16 protein-coding genes are annotated in these 19,768 nt (G+C 52.1%); 11 read left to right on the top strand and 5 right to left on the bottom strand.

What is annotated here, in order from left to right:
* Positions 1 to 83: 83 nt before the first annotated feature.
* Complete coding sequence (locus tag MKX51_RS21450; protein ID WP_340993775.1) at positions 84 to 605, bottom strand: DUF3231 family protein; 522 nt, start codon at positions 603 to 605, stop codon at positions 84 to 86.
* 234 nt (positions 606 to 839) lie between these two features.
* Between MKX51_RS21450 and MKX51_RS21445 the strand changes: the two genes are divergently transcribed.
* Entirely contained in the window at positions 840 to 2,141 is a 1,302-nt protein-coding gene (locus MKX51_RS21445) for an MFS transporter (RefSeq protein ID WP_340993774.1), read from the top strand.
* A gap of 312 nt (positions 2,142 to 2,453) precedes the next feature.
* Here MKX51_RS21445 and MKX51_RS21440 read toward each other — a convergent pair whose 3' ends face one another.
* The gene (locus MKX51_RS21440; RefSeq protein WP_076086938.1) at positions 2,454 to 3,647 is read right to left on the bottom strand and encodes an IS256 family transposase; all 1,194 of its coding nucleotides are present in this window, start codon (positions 3,645 to 3,647) and stop codon (positions 2,454 to 2,456) included.
* Between the two features lie 351 nt (positions 3,648 to 3,998).
* Here MKX51_RS21440 and MKX51_RS21435 point away from each other — a divergent pair, with 351 nt between their 5' ends.
* The 7 genes from MKX51_RS21435 to MKX51_RS21405 all read left to right on the top strand — a co-directional run bounded on the left by MKX51_RS21435 (position 3,999) and on the right by MKX51_RS21405 (position 13,643).
* On the top strand, positions 3,999 to 5,147 hold the full coding sequence (locus MKX51_RS21435; RefSeq protein ID WP_340993773.1) for a GntR family transcriptional regulator: 1,149 nt from the start codon (positions 3,999 to 4,001) through the stop codon (positions 5,145 to 5,147).
* A 240-nt stretch (positions 5,148 to 5,387) separates the two neighbouring features.
* Positions 5,388 to 6,680: a glycoside hydrolase family 125 protein gene (locus MKX51_RS21430; protein ID WP_340993772.1), complete on the top strand. Its 1,293-nt coding sequence runs from the start codon at positions 5,388 to 5,390 to the stop codon at positions 6,678 to 6,680.
* Between the two features lie 93 nt (positions 6,681 to 6,773).
* Complete coding sequence (locus MKX51_RS21425; RefSeq protein ID WP_340993771.1) at positions 6,774 to 8,156, top strand: extracellular solute-binding protein; 1,383 nt, start codon at positions 6,774 to 6,776, stop codon at positions 8,154 to 8,156.
* Between the two features lie 67 nt (positions 8,157 to 8,223).
* A complete protein-coding gene (locus MKX51_RS21420) occupies positions 8,224 to 9,090 on the top strand; it encodes a carbohydrate ABC transporter permease (RefSeq protein ID WP_036699600.1) in 867 nt (288 codons plus the stop codon).
* Positions 9,091 to 9,111: 21 nt separating this feature from the next.
* On the top strand, positions 9,112 to 9,933 hold the full coding sequence (locus MKX51_RS21415; RefSeq protein ID WP_209871669.1) for a carbohydrate ABC transporter permease: 822 nt from the start codon (positions 9,112 to 9,114) through the stop codon (positions 9,931 to 9,933).
* Between the two features lie 15 nt (positions 9,934 to 9,948).
* Complete coding sequence (locus MKX51_RS21410; RefSeq protein ID WP_340993770.1) at positions 9,949 to 12,756, top strand: alpha-mannosidase; 2,808 nt, start codon at positions 9,949 to 9,951, stop codon at positions 12,754 to 12,756.
* A 230-nt stretch (positions 12,757 to 12,986) separates the two neighbouring features.
* Complete coding sequence (locus MKX51_RS21405; RefSeq protein ID WP_340993769.1) at positions 12,987 to 13,643, top strand: class I SAM-dependent methyltransferase; 657 nt, start codon at positions 12,987 to 12,989, stop codon at positions 13,641 to 13,643.
* A gap of 49 nt (positions 13,644 to 13,692) precedes the next feature.
* Here MKX51_RS21405 and MKX51_RS21400 read toward each other — a convergent pair whose 3' ends face one another.
* Positions 13,693 to 14,721 (bottom strand): alpha/beta fold hydrolase, encoded by a 1,029-nt coding sequence (locus MKX51_RS21400; protein WP_340993768.1) that lies wholly within the window; start codon positions 14,719 to 14,721, stop codon positions 13,693 to 13,695.
* 231 nt (positions 14,722 to 14,952) lie between these two features.
* Between MKX51_RS21400 and MKX51_RS21395 the strand changes: the two genes are divergently transcribed.
* Positions 14,953 to 15,099, top strand: a complete 147-nt coding sequence (locus tag MKX51_RS21395; protein WP_340939168.1) for a lmo0937 family membrane protein — start codon at positions 14,953 to 14,955, stop codon at positions 15,097 to 15,099.
* A 122-nt stretch (positions 15,100 to 15,221) separates the two neighbouring features.
* Here the strand turns inward: MKX51_RS21395 and MKX51_RS21390 are convergent, their stop codons facing one another.
* Together MKX51_RS21390 and MKX51_RS21385 are read right to left on the bottom strand one after the other, a co-directional pair.
* On the bottom strand, positions 15,222 to 16,148 hold the full coding sequence (locus tag MKX51_RS21390) for an FkbM family methyltransferase (RefSeq protein WP_340993767.1): 927 nt from the start codon (positions 16,146 to 16,148) through the stop codon (positions 15,222 to 15,224).
* Positions 16,145 to 17,218 carry an NAD-dependent epimerase/dehydratase family protein gene (locus MKX51_RS21385; RefSeq protein ID WP_340993766.1) on the bottom strand — a complete coding sequence of 358 codons (1,074 nt, stop codon included), beginning with the start codon at positions 17,216 to 17,218 and terminating at the stop codon, positions 16,145 to 16,147. Before MKX51_RS21385 ends, MKX51_RS21390 begins: the two co-directional genes overlap by 4 nt.
* 221 nt (positions 17,219 to 17,439) lie before the next feature.
* On the opposite strand from MKX51_RS21385, the gene MKX51_RS21380 reads away from it, so the two are divergent.
* Together MKX51_RS21380 and MKX51_RS21375 are read left to right on the top strand one after the other, a co-directional pair.
* Positions 17,440 to 17,997, top strand: a complete 558-nt coding sequence (locus MKX51_RS21380) for a 5' nucleotidase, NT5C type (RefSeq protein WP_340993765.1) — start codon at positions 17,440 to 17,442, stop codon at positions 17,995 to 17,997.
* Between the two features lie 177 nt (positions 17,998 to 18,174).
* Positions 18,175 to 19,767: a sensor domain-containing diguanylate cyclase gene (locus MKX51_RS21375; RefSeq protein ID WP_340993764.1), complete on the top strand. Its 1,593-nt coding sequence runs from the start codon at positions 18,175 to 18,177 to the stop codon at positions 19,765 to 19,767.
* The last annotated feature ends 1 nt before the right edge of the window (position 19,768 follow it).

Here is a 19,768-nt window from a genome sequence, read left to right as displayed (position 1 = left end):
GGGAGAATAGGACAACCAGACCTGAAGAAGGCCCGCGAAGAATCGCGGGCCTCTTGCTGTATCAGATGCTGTAACCGGCTGCTTTACGCGTGGACCGGTTCCGGTCGCTTGACGAGCAGCGGCGGGGGAACCAGCCAGCCTTTTTTCTTCAGCAGATGCAGATTCTTCACACCGATAGCTGCCTTGGTGAGATGATATTTGGCGAACAATGCGCCGATATCCTCACGGATAGACATCCCCATCGCCTGGCTGCACGCCACCAGTCCAACCGCCAGAGTGGCTGCAACCATGGCTGCAATCTCAGGGTCCGTGAACCGTGCGCCGACCGGAATATCCTCCAGTCTCGCTTCAGGCCGGTTCGGCAGTGCCGGGGCAGCAGCAATGCCCTGCTCGGCCAGCAGCGAGTCGCATTCGCTGATCTCCAGCTCCGCCTGGTCAATTATTGCGGCCAGAATTTTTTTGAGATCGCTGTCTCCGGCATGATACATATGAGCTCTGTAGCCGGATAGAGCACCTTTTGCTGCCATTGAGGTCTCCCAAAGTGTGAAGATCTCTCCATAATGCATCGGCTCATCTTTGGGGTTGCCGCCTAGAATTCCTGTCATAAGTAATCAAGCTCCTTTGCGGTTGGTTTTGAACAAGGGGTAGCATGTCCTGGAGGAAACAGAGATATTACAGAGCGTAGTTCTGAATTTGTTTACACGGATAAAAGGCTGACTGTCATTCCATAATAAGCAGATGTGAAGTTAGGAATCATCAGCTGGATCATTCCTGGGTATAAATACAGCCGTTAGACCGACAATAAGCAGGATGCGAAACTAAAAGAAGGTGGTTCGTCCATGAACGGGTCCGAAGAGTCCCAAGGGGGAAAAGGTTCAAAAGGGGCACTAATCGCGCTCTCCTCCATCCCGCTGATTATGACACTGGGGAATTCAATGTTGTTGCCGATCCTGCCGCAGATCTCGAAGGAGCTTGGGGTGAGCGCTTTTGAGGTCAGTATGATCATCACTGTCTATGGCCTGATCGCCATCCTGATGATTCCCATCGCCGGCTATTTATCAGATCGCTTCGGGCGAAAAAAAGTAATTCTGCCCAGCCTGATCCTGGCCGCCCTGGGCGGAGCCGGATGTGTCGCCGCTGCCTGGTTCTTCACAGGAGTGAGCGCGTACTGGATCATTCTTGCCGGACGTTTCGTCCAGGGGATCGGTGCCGCAGGCGCTTTTCCCATTGTCATTCCCTTCGTGGGCGATCTGTTCAAGGATGAGAAGGAGGTGAGCAAGGGGCTCGGGATTATTGAAACCTCCAACACCTTCGGAAAAGTGGTCAGCCCGATCCTCGGAGCTTATCTGGGAATGCTGCTATGGTATGCGCCTTTTATCGCCATTCCAGTGCTGTGCCTGATCTCTTGTATGCTAGTGATCTTCCTGGTCAAGAAGCCTAAGGAGGAGGTGGAGAAGACCAGTCTTAAGGAATTCCTCGGTGGAATTAAAAACGTATTGCATGAGAAGGGCCGCTGGCTGTATGCCATCTTCGCCATCGGGGGCATCTGCATGTTCGCCACCTTCGGGGTGCTGTTCTACTTATCTGAGATCCTCGAATCGAGATATAACCTGCATGGGGCCTACAAAGGCTTCGTTCTGGCTATTCCGCTTGCTTTGCTATGTCTGGCCTCTTACGGAAGCGGCAAGATCATCGGCAAAAACAAGCTGCTCATGAAATGGCTCGGCTTCGGCGGCATGGCCTTACTGACTGCTGCCACGCTGATTACGGGCTTCAACGAAAACATCTATTACATGGTCGGGTTCCTGAGTCTAAGCGGAATCGGGATCGGAGTGGTTCTGCCCTGCATGGATGCACTGATTACCGAAGGCATCGAGAAGGAGAACCGGGGCACGATAACTTCCCTCTACAGCAGCATGAGATTCATCGGGGTCGCGTTGGGCCCGCCGGTGGTGTCCCTCTTGATGAACCGGGGCCACTGGACCTTGTTCTTCACCATGGCGGGTGTAGGGGCCGTAGGTGGCTTGCTGTCCTTCTTCGCGGTAACGCCCAGTAAGGATGATGCCGAAGGGGAAGGCCGGACAGAGCGGAATTCATTCAAGGCGAAGAAGGGAAGTCCGCTACGCCAGCGTGTCCGGTAGGGGTTGTATGCTTTTATGGTTGAAGGAGTGCCCCATATGAGGCGCTCCTTATTTGTATTTTATTAGAAACGTGTATTACAAGCAAAAACTGAATACAGCGGGTGCTGCCACGATGAGCGATGGGCTCTAGGCTTCACAGCCAGTAACAATTGTTGAGAAATTCTGCATGAAATGCAACAATCCTGCCCAATTGAAGGTAGCGTCAAGAAGTTTGTGTAAATGAGTAGAAGTACCTCCCCGGGGTTACGGGTTGGGGGTGTAGTGTTTCTGGGGGGAGGGGGAACCCCGACCCCCAGAAACTGGATTCCTTAGTTACTCTTCTTCGGCTGTCGGCAACGAAGGGTAGCGGGCTTCATAGAGCTGGCTGAGCTTCTTTTTCACCGTGTCCACCCCAAAGCCAGGGGTCACTCGCTGCCCAAACCTTTCGTTGTAGCCTAACATCTCCAGATACACGATTTTTTCTGCCGCATCCATGTTGGTCAGACTGTTCATCGGCTTCAGACGTTTGCGGATTTCCTTGTTCATTCGCTCAATGGGATTGGACGTGTAAATCGCTTTACGCATCGGTTCCGGGTACTTGTAGAACGTCAGTAACGTCGAAAGCTGCTCCTCCCAAGACCGCATTTCCTTCGGATATAACGCATTCCACTTCGCTTTCACCGTGTCAAAGTTCGCCCGGGCCACGACCTCATCCGGTGCATCATACACGGTCTTCAGGGCTTTAATCACATCGGTTTTGTGCTCCACCCGGATTTTGGGTAACGTGGCTCGTACTTTGTGCACCACACAATGCTGCACATCCGCCTGCGGGTAGGTTTCTTTAAAGGCCGCATCTAGCCCCGGCAGTCCATCAAATACACCCAGCAGCACTTCCTGGGCCCCGCGTGCGTACAGATCTTTGAGCACCTCCCGCCAGCCATTCGAGCTCTCTTGACCCCCCACGTAGAACCCCAGGATTTGACGCTGACCTTCTTCGTCGATTCCCATGGCAAAATAGACGACTTCACCCCGGACCGTGCCCCGTTTCAGCTTCACGTACAGCCCATCCAGGTAAATCACAGAGTAGCGCTTGCTCAGCGGACGTTTCTGCCACTGGTGAATGTCCTCCAGCACCGTAGCGGTGATGTTACTGATGGTGGTGGGCGAGTAATGGCTGCCGAACATGCTTTCAATAAATCGGGCCACGTCCCGGGTACCCATGCCGGATTTATACATCTGGATCACCGCCTCCTCCAGCCAGCCCTCCCGCCGCTGGTACGGTTCAAACATCTGAGTTTGAAAGAGACCCTGGCGGTCCCGGGGAACCTGAAGATCCTCAATATGGCCGTATCTCGTGTGCAGATCCCGTGTATAGTATCCGTTACGGCTATTGCTGGCACCGGCTTCTTCACTCGCCATAAACCCTTGGATTTCGGCACGCAGGAGCGATTCCATATTCTCTTTCATGAAGTCTTTAACAAGTTTTTCAAATAGATTATTTAGCATATGTTCGGGTACAATAGTCATCGAGTAGGGCTCCTTCTTGGTGTTGTGGTAAACCCGAGGATACCCTACTTTTTTGTTGCCTGGCTAGGCTCCAAATTGTGGTACACAACTTACTTTACGCCATCCAATTGAAGCGGTCTATGCTGAAATCCTACACAAAATGCAACAAATCCAGCGCAAACTTGCTCTAATCACAGAAATTTATGCAATTCATGCAACATTCCACTTCAGCTAGTAATAGGTATAGAGGATTCCTGCAATAATTGCAACAATTCTCAGGCGCTCCTTTAATCCGTATGCTTCACATTACTAATATAACATGGTATATTAGGTTGTGTCTTTCCAAGAGAAACGGTAATGGAGGTGCTTGATATGGCCAATGACTCAGGCTCGAAGCCGATGTACGAAATGATCTTTCATACGCTGCGTGAGCGGATTACGAATCATGAATATAAAGCGGGGGAGCGGGTTCCCTCAGAAAAAGAACTGTGCAGTGAATTTGGGGTGAGCCGGATTACCTCCAAGAAAGCACTGAAAATGCTGGCTGATGAACATCTGATCGTCCGTCAGCCAGGCAGAGGCTCCTTCGTAGCCGATGCGAACTCGCTGATCATGAAACCTTTTGACAGCCAGCAGACGGTCCGGACCACAGGCAAGAAACGGATCATCGGACTGGTGATTACACACTTCAGTGATATGTACGGCACAGAGCTGATCTACGGCATGGAAGAAGCTTCGCGGGAGAATGACGCATTTCTGATCGTCCGGCGGTCGTTCGGGATTCCCGAGCTGGAGGAGCAGGCGATTCAACAGCTCTTGGGGCTTGGGGTGGACGGGCTGATTATCTTCCCGGCGCAAGGCGAATATTTCAGTGCCGAGATCCTGAAGCTGGTCATTCAGAAATTCCCGTTCGTCATGATTGACCGTTATCTCAAGGGGATTCCCGCTTCTTCTGTGAGTACCGATAATATCGAGGCTGCAAAGGAGGCCACGCATTATCTCTTCGGGCTTGGGCACCGCCATATCGGTTTTCTCGCGCCTCCGCCAGCAAATACAACCGCAATAGAGGAACGGATCGACGGTATTCTCGAAGCTCACATGGAGCATAATCTGCTGGCGAACCGTGAGCTATGGATGGAGACGATCACGTCTACTATGCCGAATGTATTTGACCCGGAGGCCCGGATTAGCGATGTGGACAAGCTGGCCGAGCATCTGCGGAAATATCCTCAGATCACCGCGCTGTTCGCAGCCGAATATAGTATCGCCTTGCTGGTCGAAGAGGCGGCAGGCAAGCTGGGACTGCGGATTCCCGAAGACTTGTCCTTGATTTGCTTCGACAGCCCGGAATCGCATGAAGGCTGCAAAGTGACACATATGCGCCAGAATCAGTTCAGCATCGGCAAGCAGGCGTATGAGAATGTATTCACTATGCATGGGAACGAGCAGCCGATTTCCCGGATTCTTCTGCCGGCGGTATTAGTTGCAGGCCGGTCTACAGCGCAGGTCCGCAAGCAATAACACTACGGCAACAGGCCGCTATAATCATAGTGGAAATGCATGAGCCTTCGACGCGAAGGCTTTTTTTGTTGCGCTCAGAATGGGCGACACTAGGGCGTGTGAGCCAAATGTAATATACCAATAGCGCATTATATTCTATGAATATACCATTAATATATTGACATATAATTATTATTTGTTTACTATGATGAAAGCGTTTGAAATAATGATATATACCATTTGGAGGTGCAACATACACCCGTGAAGCTACAGAATGAAATTCCGAAGTCTGTCTACGATTTGATCGGCAAGGTACAAGGGGAGTTGCCAGACTCTTCCAAGCTGGCCAAGATGTTCGAGGACTGCATGATCAATACCATTGGCACCACCATTTCGCAGAAAGCAGATGGCACCACCTTCGTTATAACAGGTGATATACCAGCTATGTGGCTGCGTGATTCCGCCGCCCAAGTTCGCCCGTATCTGCTGCTTGCCGCAGAAGATTCTAACATGGAAGCGATGATTGCAGGTCTGGTGAACCGGCAGATGAATTATATCCTGCTTGATCCGTATGCCAATGCCTTCAATGAAGAGGCGAACGGCCACGGACACCAATCGGATCTTACAGCCATGAGCCCATGGATCTGGGAACGCAAGTATGAGATTGATTCGCTGGCGTATCCGATTCAGCTCAGTTATCTGCTCTGGAAGAATAGCGGCTGCGTCACACAGTTTGACGAGACCTTCCGCAAGGCCGCGCTTGAAATCATCAAGCTGTGGAGAGTGGAGCAGCATCACGAGACAGATTCCCCCTATACGTTCCAGCGCTTGGATGCGCCGCTCACAGACACGCTAACCAGAGAAGGCAAAGGCAGTGAAACGGCTTATACCGGGATGACCTGGTCAGGCTTCCGGCCAAGTGATGATTGCTGTGAGTATGGCTATCTGGTGCCGTCCAATATGTTCGCTGTCGTTGTCCTGCGATATCTGGAAGAGATTGCCCTTGAGATCTACGGGGATCAGGAGCTTGCGGCAGCGGCGCAGAAGCTGGGGCAGGAAATTAATCAGGGGATTCAGGAGCATGGCATCTATAATCATCCGGTCTATGGGAGAATATATGCTTATGAGACGGACGGTCTGGGCCACTACAATCTGATGGATGACGCCAATGTTCCAAGCCTGCTGTCCCTGCCGTATCTGGGCTACACAGACGAGAGCGACGAGGTGTACCGCAATACCCGGAAGTTCATTCTGAGCGAGGACAATCCTTATTACTATAAAGGATGCGTGGCTGAAGGCATCGGAAGCCCGCATACCCCGGAGGGTTATATCTGGCACATCGCATTGTCGATGCAGGGCCTGACTTCCCCGGACCGCAGCGAGAAAGCCCGCCTGCTTCAGCTCATTCAGGACACGGATGCCGGAACCGGCCTGACTCATGAAGGCTTCTCTGTGGAGGATGCCTCACAGTTCACCCGTCCATGGTTCTCCTGGTCGAATATGCTGTTCAGCGAACTGATTATGGATTATTGCGGATTACGGGTAGTGAAGTAGACCGGATAGTGTAGTAGAAAAGACGGCTTGTCCGTTCTTTTCGAAGCTTTTATGAAAGCGTTATGAAACTACAATCAAAAGGGGCAAAGACAAATGAAAATGAATAAATTCAAAGTTTCGATGACTGCGGCAATGGCTTCTCTTCTTCTGTTGACTACAGCTTGTTCAAGCAGCAATTCGAATTCCGGTTCGGGCGCAGCCGAAGGGAAGCAGGAGGTCACCATTACCTTCCGTTCGTCGGGCTCCGAGGATACATTGACTAAGTATTTTGAATCGGGACTGATTGAGAAATTCGAAACGGACAACCCGGATATCAAGATCAAGATTGCTCCGGTGCTGGCCAGTGAAGGGGATTACACCTCCAAGATCGTGCTGCAGATGAAGTCTCCTGATACAGCGCCGGATATTGTGGCAGAAGACACCTCGATCATCAAGTCGGATGCGGCAGCCGGCTATCTGGAGCCGCTCGATACACAGGTTGCAGGTTGGAGTGACTGGAAGGACAAGTTCATTGAGAACCTCAAAGCCGGTGTGACCGGTGAAGACGGCAAAATCTACGGCGTACCTGCAACCTCGGATACACGCGGTATCTGGTATAACAAAGAGCTGCTGGCGCAAGCGGGCTTACCGGTGCCGTTCAAGCCTGCTAATTGGGATGAGGTGCTGGAAGCCGCACGTACCATCAAGGATAAGCTGCCGGGCGTAACCCCGCTGAATATGATCGTGGGCAAATCGAGCGGAGAAGGAGTAACGATGCAGACGCTGGAGATGCTTCTGTACGGCACGAACGACACCCTCTATAACGATGAAACTAAGAAATGGGTCGTAAGCAGTCCCGGACTGCTCGATTCCTTCAAATTCATTAATCAGTTGTTCAATGTAGATAAGACCGGACCTTCGATGCAGGTAGCGCTTAACGGACAAGCCGGCAGCATTGCCTTCCAGCAGCTGTTCCCGCAAGGCAAGCTGGCGATGGCCGTAGACGGAAGCTGGGCCGGATCGACCTGGTTCGAGAACGGCGCGGCACCGATTGAGAATGTAGCAGACAAAATGGGCTTCGCTCCATTCCCGACGCAGAACGGTCAAGAGCCTGGAGCCATCACCATGTCCGGCGGATGGGCTTGGTCGATTCCGGCACAATCGCAGAACAAGGAAGCGGCGTGGAAGTTCCTGGAGTTCCTGATGAATCAGGAGAATGCAACAGGACGCGTAGTGGCAGAGGGCAACCTGAGCCCGCGTAATGATTCGGTGGACGTAGCAGGCTATACAGACCGTACGTATACAGCGGAGGCGCAAGCCTTACTGGAAGTAGCGAAATTCCGTCCGGCCAATGATCAGTATGCAACCGTATCTGCGCAGCTTCAGAGTATTGTCGAGAGCATTGCTTCAGGCAAGCTGTCGCCGGAAGATGCTGTGAAGCAACTGAAGGATAACGTTACCCGCTCGCTTGGCGAAGATAAAGTAGAAGTCAAATAGAGGATTGAGAATTCGAACGCAGAGGAGAAGCTATTCTCCTCTTTCGGATTTGGAGGGGGAGTGACCTATGAAAAGGAAGTCGCGGGGCGCATTTTTATTTCTGACGCCTTCTGTCTTGCTGCTGCTGATATTCTTTATTGTACCGATTATATTGACCATTTGCTTTGCCTTTACCAACATGGCTCTGACGGGGAGTGCTGCCCGTAACCTGCAATTCATCGGCTTCCAGAACTTCACGAACATGTTCCAGGACCCGGATTTCCGGATCAGCGTCTGGAGAACCCTGGTGTTCCTGATTTTCTCAGCGGTCATCGGGCAGGTCGTACTCGGCTTCATTCTGGCCCTGCTAATGAAAGAGAAGAATGTAACCTTCCGCCGGATCATCGGCATTATCGTCATTGCGGGGTGGGTTACACCGGAGATCGTTGTCGCCTTCTGTATGGTAGCGTTCTTCAGTGATAACGGGTCCCTCAATCAGATCATCGGCTGGTTTGGCATTAGCCCGGTCTCCTGGCTGTTCAGCTTCCCGATGGTGAGTGTCATCATTGCCAACATCTGGCACGGCACCGCGTTCTCGATGATGGTTTATCAATCTGCACTCGATGAGATTCCCAAGGATATTGAGGAGGCCGCCACGATTGATGGAGCGAGCAACTTCAAGATTCTTAGTTACATCACCATTCCTATGGTAAAAGGCTCGATCGTCACCAACATGATGCTTGTCACGCTCCAGACACTGGGCGTATTCACACTGATCTATACCATGACCGGAGGGGGACCGGGAACGGCCACTCAGACCTTACCGGTATTTATGTACAACCAGGCCTTCGTCAATTATCAGTTCGGATACGGCACCGCGATCTCGCTCGTGCTGCTGGTGATCGGAATTGTTGCAAGCTTGTTCTATATGAAATCTATGAAAGTCAAGGTCTAACCCTGAAGGAGGTGCATCACTGTGGTCAAGCATAGGCTTCAACGTAATATCCAATACGGGATTCTGGTGGTTCTGGGACTCTGCTTCCTGCTGCCGTTATTCTGGATTCTGCTCGCTTCGTTTGATACAAATGCCCAGCAGGGTATTAAATTCCCCAACTTTACGCTGGATAACTTCTCGGCAGTGCTCGGGGACAGCGGCAATCTGCGCTCGTTCGGCGTAGGGATCATTCTCTCCGGAGGGCAGGCAACCCTTGTTGTTCTTGCATCCGTACTGGCTGCGTACCCGTTATCCCGTTATGAGATGCGTTTCAAAAAAAGCTTCCTGCTCAGCATCCTCTTCATGACGGCTCTGCCGATTACGGCGGTTATGGTTCCGGTATTTCAGATGTTCCTGTTCTTCAAATTGCAGAACTCAATCTTCGCGACCATGCTCTTCCTCACATCCTCCTCCCTGCCCTACGGGATCTGGATGATGAAGAGCTTCATGGACTCCGTGCCGATCGATCTGGAGGAAGCAGCCTGGATTGACGGGGCCTCCGTCTGGGGCGGACTCCGGAGAATCGTGGCCCCGCTTATGCTTCCGGGTATCGCGACGATTGCGATCTTTACCTTCTCGGGCAGCTGGGGGAACTTCTTCGTGCCGTACATCCTGCTCCAGACACCGGAGAAGCTGCCGGCCTCTGTCACAATCTATCAATTCTTCGGCAGCCATGGTATGGTCGAATATGGCAGACTCGCTGCCTTCTCACTGCTCTACACGATGCCTTCCGTAGTGCTGTATATGTTCTCCCAGCGGTATATGTCCAAGGGGTTCAGCATGGGCGGAGCAACCAAAGGATAATGGAGGGTTACCGATATGGCTAACAACCTAGATAACAACATCGCTAATAAAAAAACAGCACATATCATCTCGCACACCCACTGGGACCGCGAGTGGTATATGCCTTATGAACATCATCATCTGTTATTGATTGAACTGATGGATAAACTGCTCGACACGCTGGATCAAGATCCGGATTACCGCTATTTTCACCTGGACGGACAGACCATCATCCGCGAGGATTATCTCCAGGTCCGCCCGGAGCAGAGAGAGCGGCTGGACCGCTGTATCCGGGAAGGACGTATTCATTTCGGTCCGTGGTACGTGCTCCAGGACGAGTTCCTGACCAGCGGGGAAGCAAATCTGCGCAACCTGCTGATCGGGCATATGGATGCGAGACCGTTCGGGATCATCTCCAAAACCGGATATTTCCCCGATTCCTTCGGCAATATGGGCCAGGCGCCGCAGATTCTCCAGCAGGCTGGAATTACGAATGCCATCTTCGGACGCGGCGTGAAGCCGACAGGCTTCAATAATGAAGTCAGCGAGAACGATACCTACGAGTCTCCTTATTCCGAGATGGTCTGGCGTTCCCCGGACGGTTCCGAGGTGCTGGGTGTGCTGTTCGCCAACTGGTACTGTAACGGCATGGAGGTTCCGGCAGACCCGGTTGCCGCCAAGGCATACTGGGACAAGAATCTCGCAGACGCCGAGAAGTTCGCTTCTACTCCGCATCTGCTGTTCATGAACGGCTGCGATCATCAGCCGATTCAGACCGATCTGTCGGAGGCCATCCGCACCGCCTCCAGCCTGTATCCAGATGTGGAGTTCGTGCATTCCAATTTCGACGAGTACCTGAAGGCGCTGGAAGACAATCTTCCAGGCGATCTGGTGACGGTGGAAGGGGAGCTGCGCAGCCAGCATACGGATGGATGGGGCACACTGGTAAACACAGCCTCATCGCGGGTGTATCTGAAGCAATTGAACCAATCCGGCCAGACCTTGCTGGAAAAGGTGGCTGAGCCATTGGCGGCGTTCGCTGCGCTGGCCGGGGTACAGGCCTATCCGCATGCGCTGCTGACCTATGCGTGGAAGACGCTCATGCAGAATCATCCGCATGACAGCATCTGCGGCTGCAGCGTGGATGAGGTGCACCGCGAGATGGTGACCCGGTTCGCCAAGAGCAGCCAGATGGCTGAGGCGATTGCCGCCCAGAGCGCGGCTGCGCTTACTGAAGCCATTGATGTGGCCGGAGTAGCGGCCTGGGGACCCGATGCGGTTCCGTTCACCGTATTTAATACCAGCGGCTGGTCCAGAACCGGAATGGTGACGGTGGAGCTGATTACGGCGAAGAAATATTTCCCTCAAGGCCCAACCCCGCAGGGGCTTGCACGGGAGCTGAAGCAGGAGCCGCTGGGCGAATGGCAGGTTATGGACGAAGAAGGCAAAGTCTATCCGGCCCAGATTGAGGATCTCGGGGTTCACTTCGGGTATGAGCTGCCCAAGGACCGCTTCCGCCAGCCTTATATGGCGCGTAAGGTGCGGATGAGCTTCCCGGCAGCGGAGGTGGCTGCGCTTGGGTACCGTACGTATGCTATGGTTCCCGCTGCCGCTGCCGCCGGTGCGGAAGCAGCCGTGCTGGATAGTGTACATGTCCAGGGCCATACCATGGAGAATGCCAAGCTGATCGTTGCGGTTGCGGACAACGGTACCGTGACTGTTACAGACAAGCAATCAGGTGCGGTTTATGCCGGATTGAATGCCTATGAGAACACCGGGGATATCGGCAATGAGTATGTGTACCGTCAGCCGGAAGGCAGCGAGGTGCTGACTACCGAAGGCTTGACGGCTGAGATTTCAATCAAGGAGCAGTCCCCGTCGCGTGTGGTGATGAAGACGGTGCTGCGCTGGGAGGTTCCGGCCAGTGCAGACGAGACTTTCCTTACCGAGAAGCAGCAGATGGTACCATTCACGGAGCGCACAGCCCAGCGTTCGGCTCAGATGGTGCCGCTTGTGTTGACCACCCACTATACATTGGAAGCTGGGAGCGGAATGCTGCAGGTAAGCACCAGCTTCAACAATCAGGCTAAGGATCAGCGGCTCAGAGCCTTGTTCCCTACAGGGTTTGAAGCGGACCACCACTATGCTGACTCCGTGTTCGAGGTGGCCAGACGCAATAACCGGCCTGCGGCAGAGTGGATCAATCCGAGTAATGCCCAGCATCAGCAGGTCTTCGTCAGCGTAGCGGACGGAGTCCATGGGCTTGCGGTTGCGAACAAGGGCCTGAATGAATACGAGGTACTGCTGGATGGCAAAAACACCATTGCAGTAACCCTGCTGCGCTCGTCCTCTGAACTCGGAGACTGGGGTGTGTTCGAGACGCCGGAGGCACAGTGCCTGGGCCAGCAATCCGTAGAATACGCGATCATCCCTTATACAGGTGACGGAGCGGTATCCGGTGCTTATGCCCAAGCTTACCAGTACCAGATTCCGTGGACGGTCCTTCAGACCCAAGGTCCTGCTACACGTGTTCCGGCCGTGAATGGACGTCCGCATTCAGGCGGAGTGACCCTGCCGGTATCGGGGCAGTGGTTAAGCTGGAACTCCAGTGCTTCGCCGCTGGCCTTCTCGACCCTCAAGATGGCAGAGGAGACGGACGATCTCGTGGCCCGCTGGTACAACCTGGGCGGCGAACCAGCTGAACTCAAGGTTCAGCCTGCCTTCAAGGCAGAGGCTGTCTATGAGAGTGATGTGCTGGAGCGCCGTGTCTCGAAGCTTGCGGCGGCGGAGCAGACGGTGGACGGCTACAAGATCGTCACGCAGGTGTTTGAGCTGGAGGACTAAGCAGCACCCTGTTAGTGAAGTGACTTGAAATGGAAGTTAAGCGGTACAAACTAGATGCTCATTCAAAATTGAGCTTTGGTTTGTACCGTTTTTTCGTGCGCAATCCGGACAATCTGGTAGTTTTGGCGGACAGATGCGTATTCCAATCTTTCTACTTTCGAATACACTGGCTCATATCAAGAAGTTACGCAGGCGTGAGCCAGGATATGATTGCGTCAGGAGGTGTGCACATGAATGTATGGAATAGCAGAAGACCTGTTTTTGAAACGGATGAGCGGGGGACGCATCTGAATACCGCCTGGGAAGGACACCGCCGGTTCGCTTATGATTTGGTCCTTCATTTGCTGCCTGGCAAGATCGTAGAATTAGGGACCTATTACGGGGCATCCCACTTCGCCTTCTGTCAGGCGGTCAAGGATCATGGGCTTGCAACGGAGTGTTATGCAGTCGATACATGGGTAGGCGACAAGCATTCAGGGCTCTATGATGAATCTATTTATCAGTCGGTACAATCTTCGTCAAGCAACTATTACCCTGGAATCTCCCGCCTATTGCGCATGACCTTCGATGAGGCATTGCATGTATTCCCGGATTCAAGCATCGACCTGCTGCATATTGACGGCCTTCACACCTATGAGGCGGTTAAGCATGATTATGAGTCCTGGCTGCCGAAGCTGGCGGATCAAGGTGTTATTCTGTTCCATGATATTGCGGCTATGCAAGACGACTTCGGCGTGCACCGCCTGTGGGAAGATCTTCAGAAGCAGTACTATGCATTACAATTCGAGCATAGCTATGGGCTTGGCATTCTGATGCCCAAGGGCTGTTCCCCGGTAACCTTGTCTATGCATGCCAACTGGAATGTAATCAAGTCGATGTACCCATAATGAATGCAGCTTGAAATGTCATGCTGCATGCAATTTGCTGCAATCAAGGTCACTTCCCTGCGGCGAGCATACCGAGAATCGTCTGCACAACCAGCTCCGGCTGATCATGAATGACCATATGCCCGCTCTTCCCGGCGACAATAAGCTCACTATTGAAAGAGAGCTTCAGCATATTACGCTGGCCTTCCCTCCAGATCGCTTCCAGCCGCCGGCCTGCATCTTCGGAGACTCCGAAGGAGGCGTAGTCCTGAGGCAGTCCACGGGCAATCACCTTTACCGGGAGTGCGCCGAAGTGCTGTCCACGGATCGCGTTCTCGGTAGAGCTTGCCAGCGCTGCTTCCTGCTCTTTGGCAGCGAAATAGGCAGGCGTGGATATGACGTTAATGAACGCCCCGCGGTCTTGTGGCGCAACGAGCCCTGCTAGTAGCTGATCCTGGAATAGCCGCAGCACACCGGATCGCTTGAGCAGGCTCAGCAGGGAAGCGCTGGGGTTGCCGGCGATATTCTCGGCGGCCAGAATCGGCTTCGTCTCGCGGTCGTCATTCTCGGGTCTGGCATCGATCAGCACCAGTCCGGTGACTTCGTCCGGGTAAGTCTGAGTGAACAGCCGGGCATACATGCCGCCGAGAGAGTGGCCGACCATCAGGTAGGGGCCGGGAATGTCTGCATTCTTCAGTGCCGTGTGCAGTTCACGCACAATATTGGCGCCCGAGCGTTCCGAATCGGCCTGCTCACTCCAGGCATACCCGGCCCTATCATAAGTGACCACGGTAGCATGTTCTGCTAACTGTTCAGGAATATCTCTCCACGACAGGCTGGTTTCACCGCTACCTGCTTCCAGAATAATAGTCGGCGTTCCCGCTCCTAACTGGCGGATGTGCAGGTTATAGCCTCCGGCATCCACCAGTTGACCCGGTGCAGGATAGCTTTTACGGGCGGAGTTTGTGGCAATGGCTTCATATAGGAACCCGGATCCTATGAGAAATAGGATGGCAGATACAAGAATAAGCAGTAGCTTAAGCGGCCTGCTTCGCAGTTTCAGCGCAGCAGGTTTCGGATGACTTGAAGAGTTGGTCATGGGGATAGGTTTGTCTCCTTTTTACAATACAATTGTATTATTTAAAAACAGTATACCAGCACGCTCCGTCATTAAGCAATCTCCGGTGTCATGAAATAACTGTCTCCCTGGCCGGATCTGCCGGTCTCATAGAAGTGAACAGCTTCCATAACTGCCGGACAACCGTTTGAATCCCGCGCCACAAGGGTAAAATAGAGACAAATAACCCGGAAAGAGAAAGGCGGTAAGCTTATGCTGTGGGGATTAATCGGATTGATTATTGTAGCTTGGCTGTTTGGTTTTATTTTTCATGTCATGGGCAATCTGATTCATCTTCTGCTCTTTGTCGCTGCGGTTCTGTTCGTGGTCAACCTATTCAAGGGACGGTCACGGAGATAACGGCGATTTGAATACACTTCTTAGGCAATCCGTATAAAAAGCACAAAAAAGCACGCGCTCCCTTACAAAAGGACGCGGCGTGCTTTTTCAAATTATTTAATTAATTTATATGTTTTATCAGCTCATTCTACTTGGAATATTGCAGCATGCTTATCCCTGTGCAGGAATACAAAATTGGTTTGCCTTGTATGATCCTCTATTTTTTCGATAGGAGCGATTTTTCCAGACTCTACTGCGAAGCAACGGTAATCAAGCTGCTCCAGAATTTGCAGCACATCATTAGGGTGATAGTTAAATTTGGCAGCCCACTTACGGAGCAGCTCAAACAGCAGGATCGGCTTGTTTTTCCTGATCATGTCGAGTCCCCCCTCCAGCACTAGCAGCTCGGCGCCTTCCACATCGCATTTAATGAAATCAATCGGCTCTGTTATTTCTTCGATATACGAATCCAAAGTACGGAATTTGCAATCCACTTGTACGACTTCCTCACCGCCCGATAAATTTTGCAACGAACTGTTGCCTGAGCCTTGTTTATAGAAATAGATAGGCAGCGTAGCAGCCTTATTGGAGAGTCCTACATTATACGCCGTCACATTGGCAACATGGTTCAAATCCAGATTTCTCTGCAGATTCTCGAAAGTGGCAGGGACAGGCTCGAAGGCGTACACCTTGCTTGACGGGTAATGGCGTGCCAGATGCAGGGAGTAATATCCGCAATTGGCCCCTATATCCAGAATGACGGAGGTTGATGACAGAAGATTAAAGATACATTCCAGTTCCTCCTGCTCGTACGCGCCAAAATTAAGGATTTCTATGGGAACGGTTCTCTGATCATGGGGATTGCACAGCAGCTTGAAGCCATGCTGTCTGGTGACCATAATGACACTGTCATCTGTGATTTCGATCCTGGCAATATCGGTCTCCTTAATGTAATGGCTATAGGCAAATAAGAGCTGGTGATACCTCTCATGCATGGTTGCGATAAATTCGGGCTTACTGAGTCTTCCTTCAAGCAATGCTTGTTTTTCTGAGAATAGCGGTGTTGTCATATCGTACCTTCCTTTCTATAATCGGCGGAATAACTTCTAATTGTTCTTGCGAAACCAGCTGTTATTCCTGTCGAAGGACGCCAGCCGAGCTTCATAGCCTTGGTGATATCCGGGATATTCTTGTCGATCGTACTGGGAACATAATGGCCTGAGTGTGTCGTTCTTACTACCTTAAGTCCATACTCGGGAAATAGTTTTACCAGAGTTGTGGCAAGCTCAGAGATGCTGGCCGCTCCGTCGGGATTGCCAATATTATAGGCTTCGCCGCTCGCGCCGTTCAAAAGGACGGTGAAAAACCCGGCTGTGGCATCTGCCAGGTAACAGAAAGCACGTATTGCGGTACCCTCGCTAGTCATGACAATGTCTTGGCGGTTCAAAATATTGCCGACGAAGTCAGCGAAAACCCGCCCGTCATCCAGTTTCATTCCCGGACCGTAAGTATGATAAGGGCGTACGACCTTCACGGGAACGCAATACTGATGATGCCAGCATGTGCACATGGTTTCAGCCATTCGCTTGCTCTCCGCATAACAGGACCGGACGCTCATGGGGTTGACGTTACCCCAGTCCTCCTCCTTCGTTGGTATAAAGGCTTCTGGTACCGCTCCGTATATTTCGCCTGAACTTAAGAACAGCATAGATTGAACCTGCTTCTCCCTGGCCAGCGTAAGCAGATTGAGGGTTCCAGTCACATTGGCGGATAAGGTGCCTACCGGGTCGACGCTGTAGTATTTGGGACTAGCCTGGCTGGCAGCATGGATAATAAAATCCACTTGCCCCGGCCAACTTACCGGCTCACAGACATCCTGAACCAGAATCTCCAGATTGGGATTATCTTGATACCGGGCAAATCTGCTCCTGGCAGCCGCTTCATTCCTTACCAGTGCAAGGACATGCACCGGGGAGTTCAGAAGCCGCTTGCTGTTCAAGGCCATACAGGTATCCACCATATAGGAGGGAATCAGGCCGCTGGCTCCGGTAATAAGTACTGTGCGGCCGGAGAACTCTTGCCAGGGTAAATTATTGCCAAGAATAGCTTCGAGGTCTTCCTCAAGGACAGAGAGGTTCATCAGGCTGTATTACCTCCTTTTTGTGTTGCCCACGACTAGAATGTTTCTGATAATAAAATAGTATATGACAGGTTTAGCGGAATATGAAAAAGGTGGACTTTTCGGTTTTGGTGCACAACCGCAGTTGGAACAAGGCCCATATAGCCCGCGAGTCTGGACACCCATTCCCCGGTTGCCTATAATAAATGAAAATAAATGAAAATGTACATGGAGGAGAATCAATGCATAAACCGATCATCGCCGTCGATATGGACGATACGATCTGCCATCTCGTGAAGCGTGCGATATACCACAACAACATTGAATTTCCTACACATCCGCTTCGCTACGAAGATATGATGGATTGGAACACAGACCATCTGCGCCACCCGGACAGCACCATGGATCTGTTCTTCGGCAGACCCGGCCTGTACGAGGAGCTGGAGCTCTTCGACGAATATGTGGTGGAAGAGATGGAGAAGCTGCACAATGCCTATGATGTTATTATTGTGACGGCCGCTGTCCCGAAGACGGTGCTGGAGAAATGGAACTGGCTGCAAAAGCATATGCCGTATATCCCGGCCGACAATTTCTTCACCTGCAAGCGGAAGCATCTCATCGGCTACGACCTGCTGATTGATGACGGCCCGCATAACCTGCTGCCTGCGGTACAGGCAGGGAAGAAGGTGCTCTGTATCCCGCATCCGTGGAACCTTAGGGCACGTGAGCAGTACTCTTTTCCGCTGATGACTTCCTGGAAGGGTGCATCGGCGCGGGTAGATGAGATTTTGCAGGCGTAGGGTGAACCGGAACTTGAATAACTGCTTGAAGATGAGCCTCGCTTGTGCGGGCTTATTCTGCTATGTCCGGGATACATTCGCCGTCTGTTCTGCCATAAATCCGCTGTCGAACATTATCAGTATTTGCGGTATGATGGGTTTATCTTTGCGTTTCTTGCTCCAAGGAGGATTGCAGTTTTGTATATAAGGTTGAAGCGCAAGCTTCGTCAAAGTAAAAAGCTGAGTCTTACCACGCTGCTCACAGGTCTGGTGACGCTGGTGGTCTTACTAACTTCGAGTATTCTTTTGCTTGGTTCTTATGAGTCCAAGAAGCGGTCATTAATGGAGACCACACTTCACCTGAATTACCTCAATGCTGACCGTATGTCGAGGACCATGGATTCCTTATTTCAGTCCATGCACGGGACTCTGGAATACAACGCCGCCCGGCTGTCTGACATAGAAGCTATGCCGCCGCAGCAAGTGAATGATTCCCTGGATCTGATGCGCAGCAGCAGCAATTTCTTCAATTCCATCACCGTGGTGGACGCCAGCGGATTCATCCGCCATGTCTCACCTGCGAGCATAGGGACTACAGGCAAGCACATCACCTCAGAGAATAGCAAGGAAGCATTAGCGCTCCGCAAGCCGTATATTTCTTCCCCTTATTTGACGGCCAATACCAAGCGGTTAATCGTATTTTTGAGCCAGCCCATCTTCGATGCTGCGGGAACCTATGCTGGAATTATTAGCGGCACCATCTATCTTCAGGAGAATAATGTGCTGTCTGAGATTTTTGACAATGGACAGGAGGATGATTCGGGGGTTTATTATTATATTGTGGATTCAGAAGGGCATCTGGTGTATCACCCGGATAAAACGCGGATTGGCACAGATGTCAGCAGTAATGAGGTTGTGCAGCAGCTGATGAATAAGCAAAGCGGAGAACAGCGTGTCACGAACACCCGGGGCATCGAGATGCTGGCCGGTTATTCCAGTGTGCCCGCCAATGGCTGGGGTATCGTGGTCGTCTCCCCGATTAGCCAGATTCATAAGGAGCTGATCGGGCATTTCCGTACCCTGATCGGGTATTCCTCCTTACCGTTCATTCTGCTGCTGTTGGGCGTTATTCTGCTGGCCCGCAAGTTTGCCCGTCCCTTCGTCTATCTGGCAGATGTCGTAAGCAGAATGGGCAAGGAACATATAGAGCTGCAGGAAGCGAAGCGGTATTGGAGCCGGGAGGCGTACTTACTGACAGACGGGGTGTCACTTGCCCTGGCCAATATCCAGCAGCAGACTGAGCAGTTGACCCATGAAGCTGCAACGGATGTGCTGACCGGTCTGATGAACCGCAGATCCCTGGAACATACGATTAACCAGCGGATAAGCTCCGGTGCTCCCTTCTCGCTGGTGATGCTGGATATAGATAAATTCAAGCTCGTCAATGACACTTACGGCCATAACCTGGGTGATGAGGTTCTGAAGCATGTTGTCCGGGTCATCGTAACCTCGCTTCGCCCGGATGATATCTGTTACCGCTACGGCGGGGAAGAATTCGTTATTCTGCTGGCCCGGACTACGCCTGCGGAAGCCTTCAGCGCTGCTGAGCGAATCCGTCTTGCAGTTGAGCGGAGCCAGGGGCCGATTGCGGCGAAGCTTACGGTTTCACAGGGAATTGCCCACTACCCTTCCCATGCCGCTGACCTTACGGAACTGCTTGTGAAGGCGGATCAGGCCTTGTATCTGGCGAAAAGCAGAGGGCGGAACCAGTCGGTGATTACGGGATCTTAGC

The organism is Paenibacillus sp. FSL M7-0420, from assembly GCF_038002345.1.
Lineage (GTDB): Bacteria > Bacillota > Bacilli > Paenibacillales > Paenibacillaceae > Paenibacillus_AQ.
Note: the sequence above shows the minus strand (reverse complement) of the source record. Positions and strands in the feature narration are given on the sequence as shown.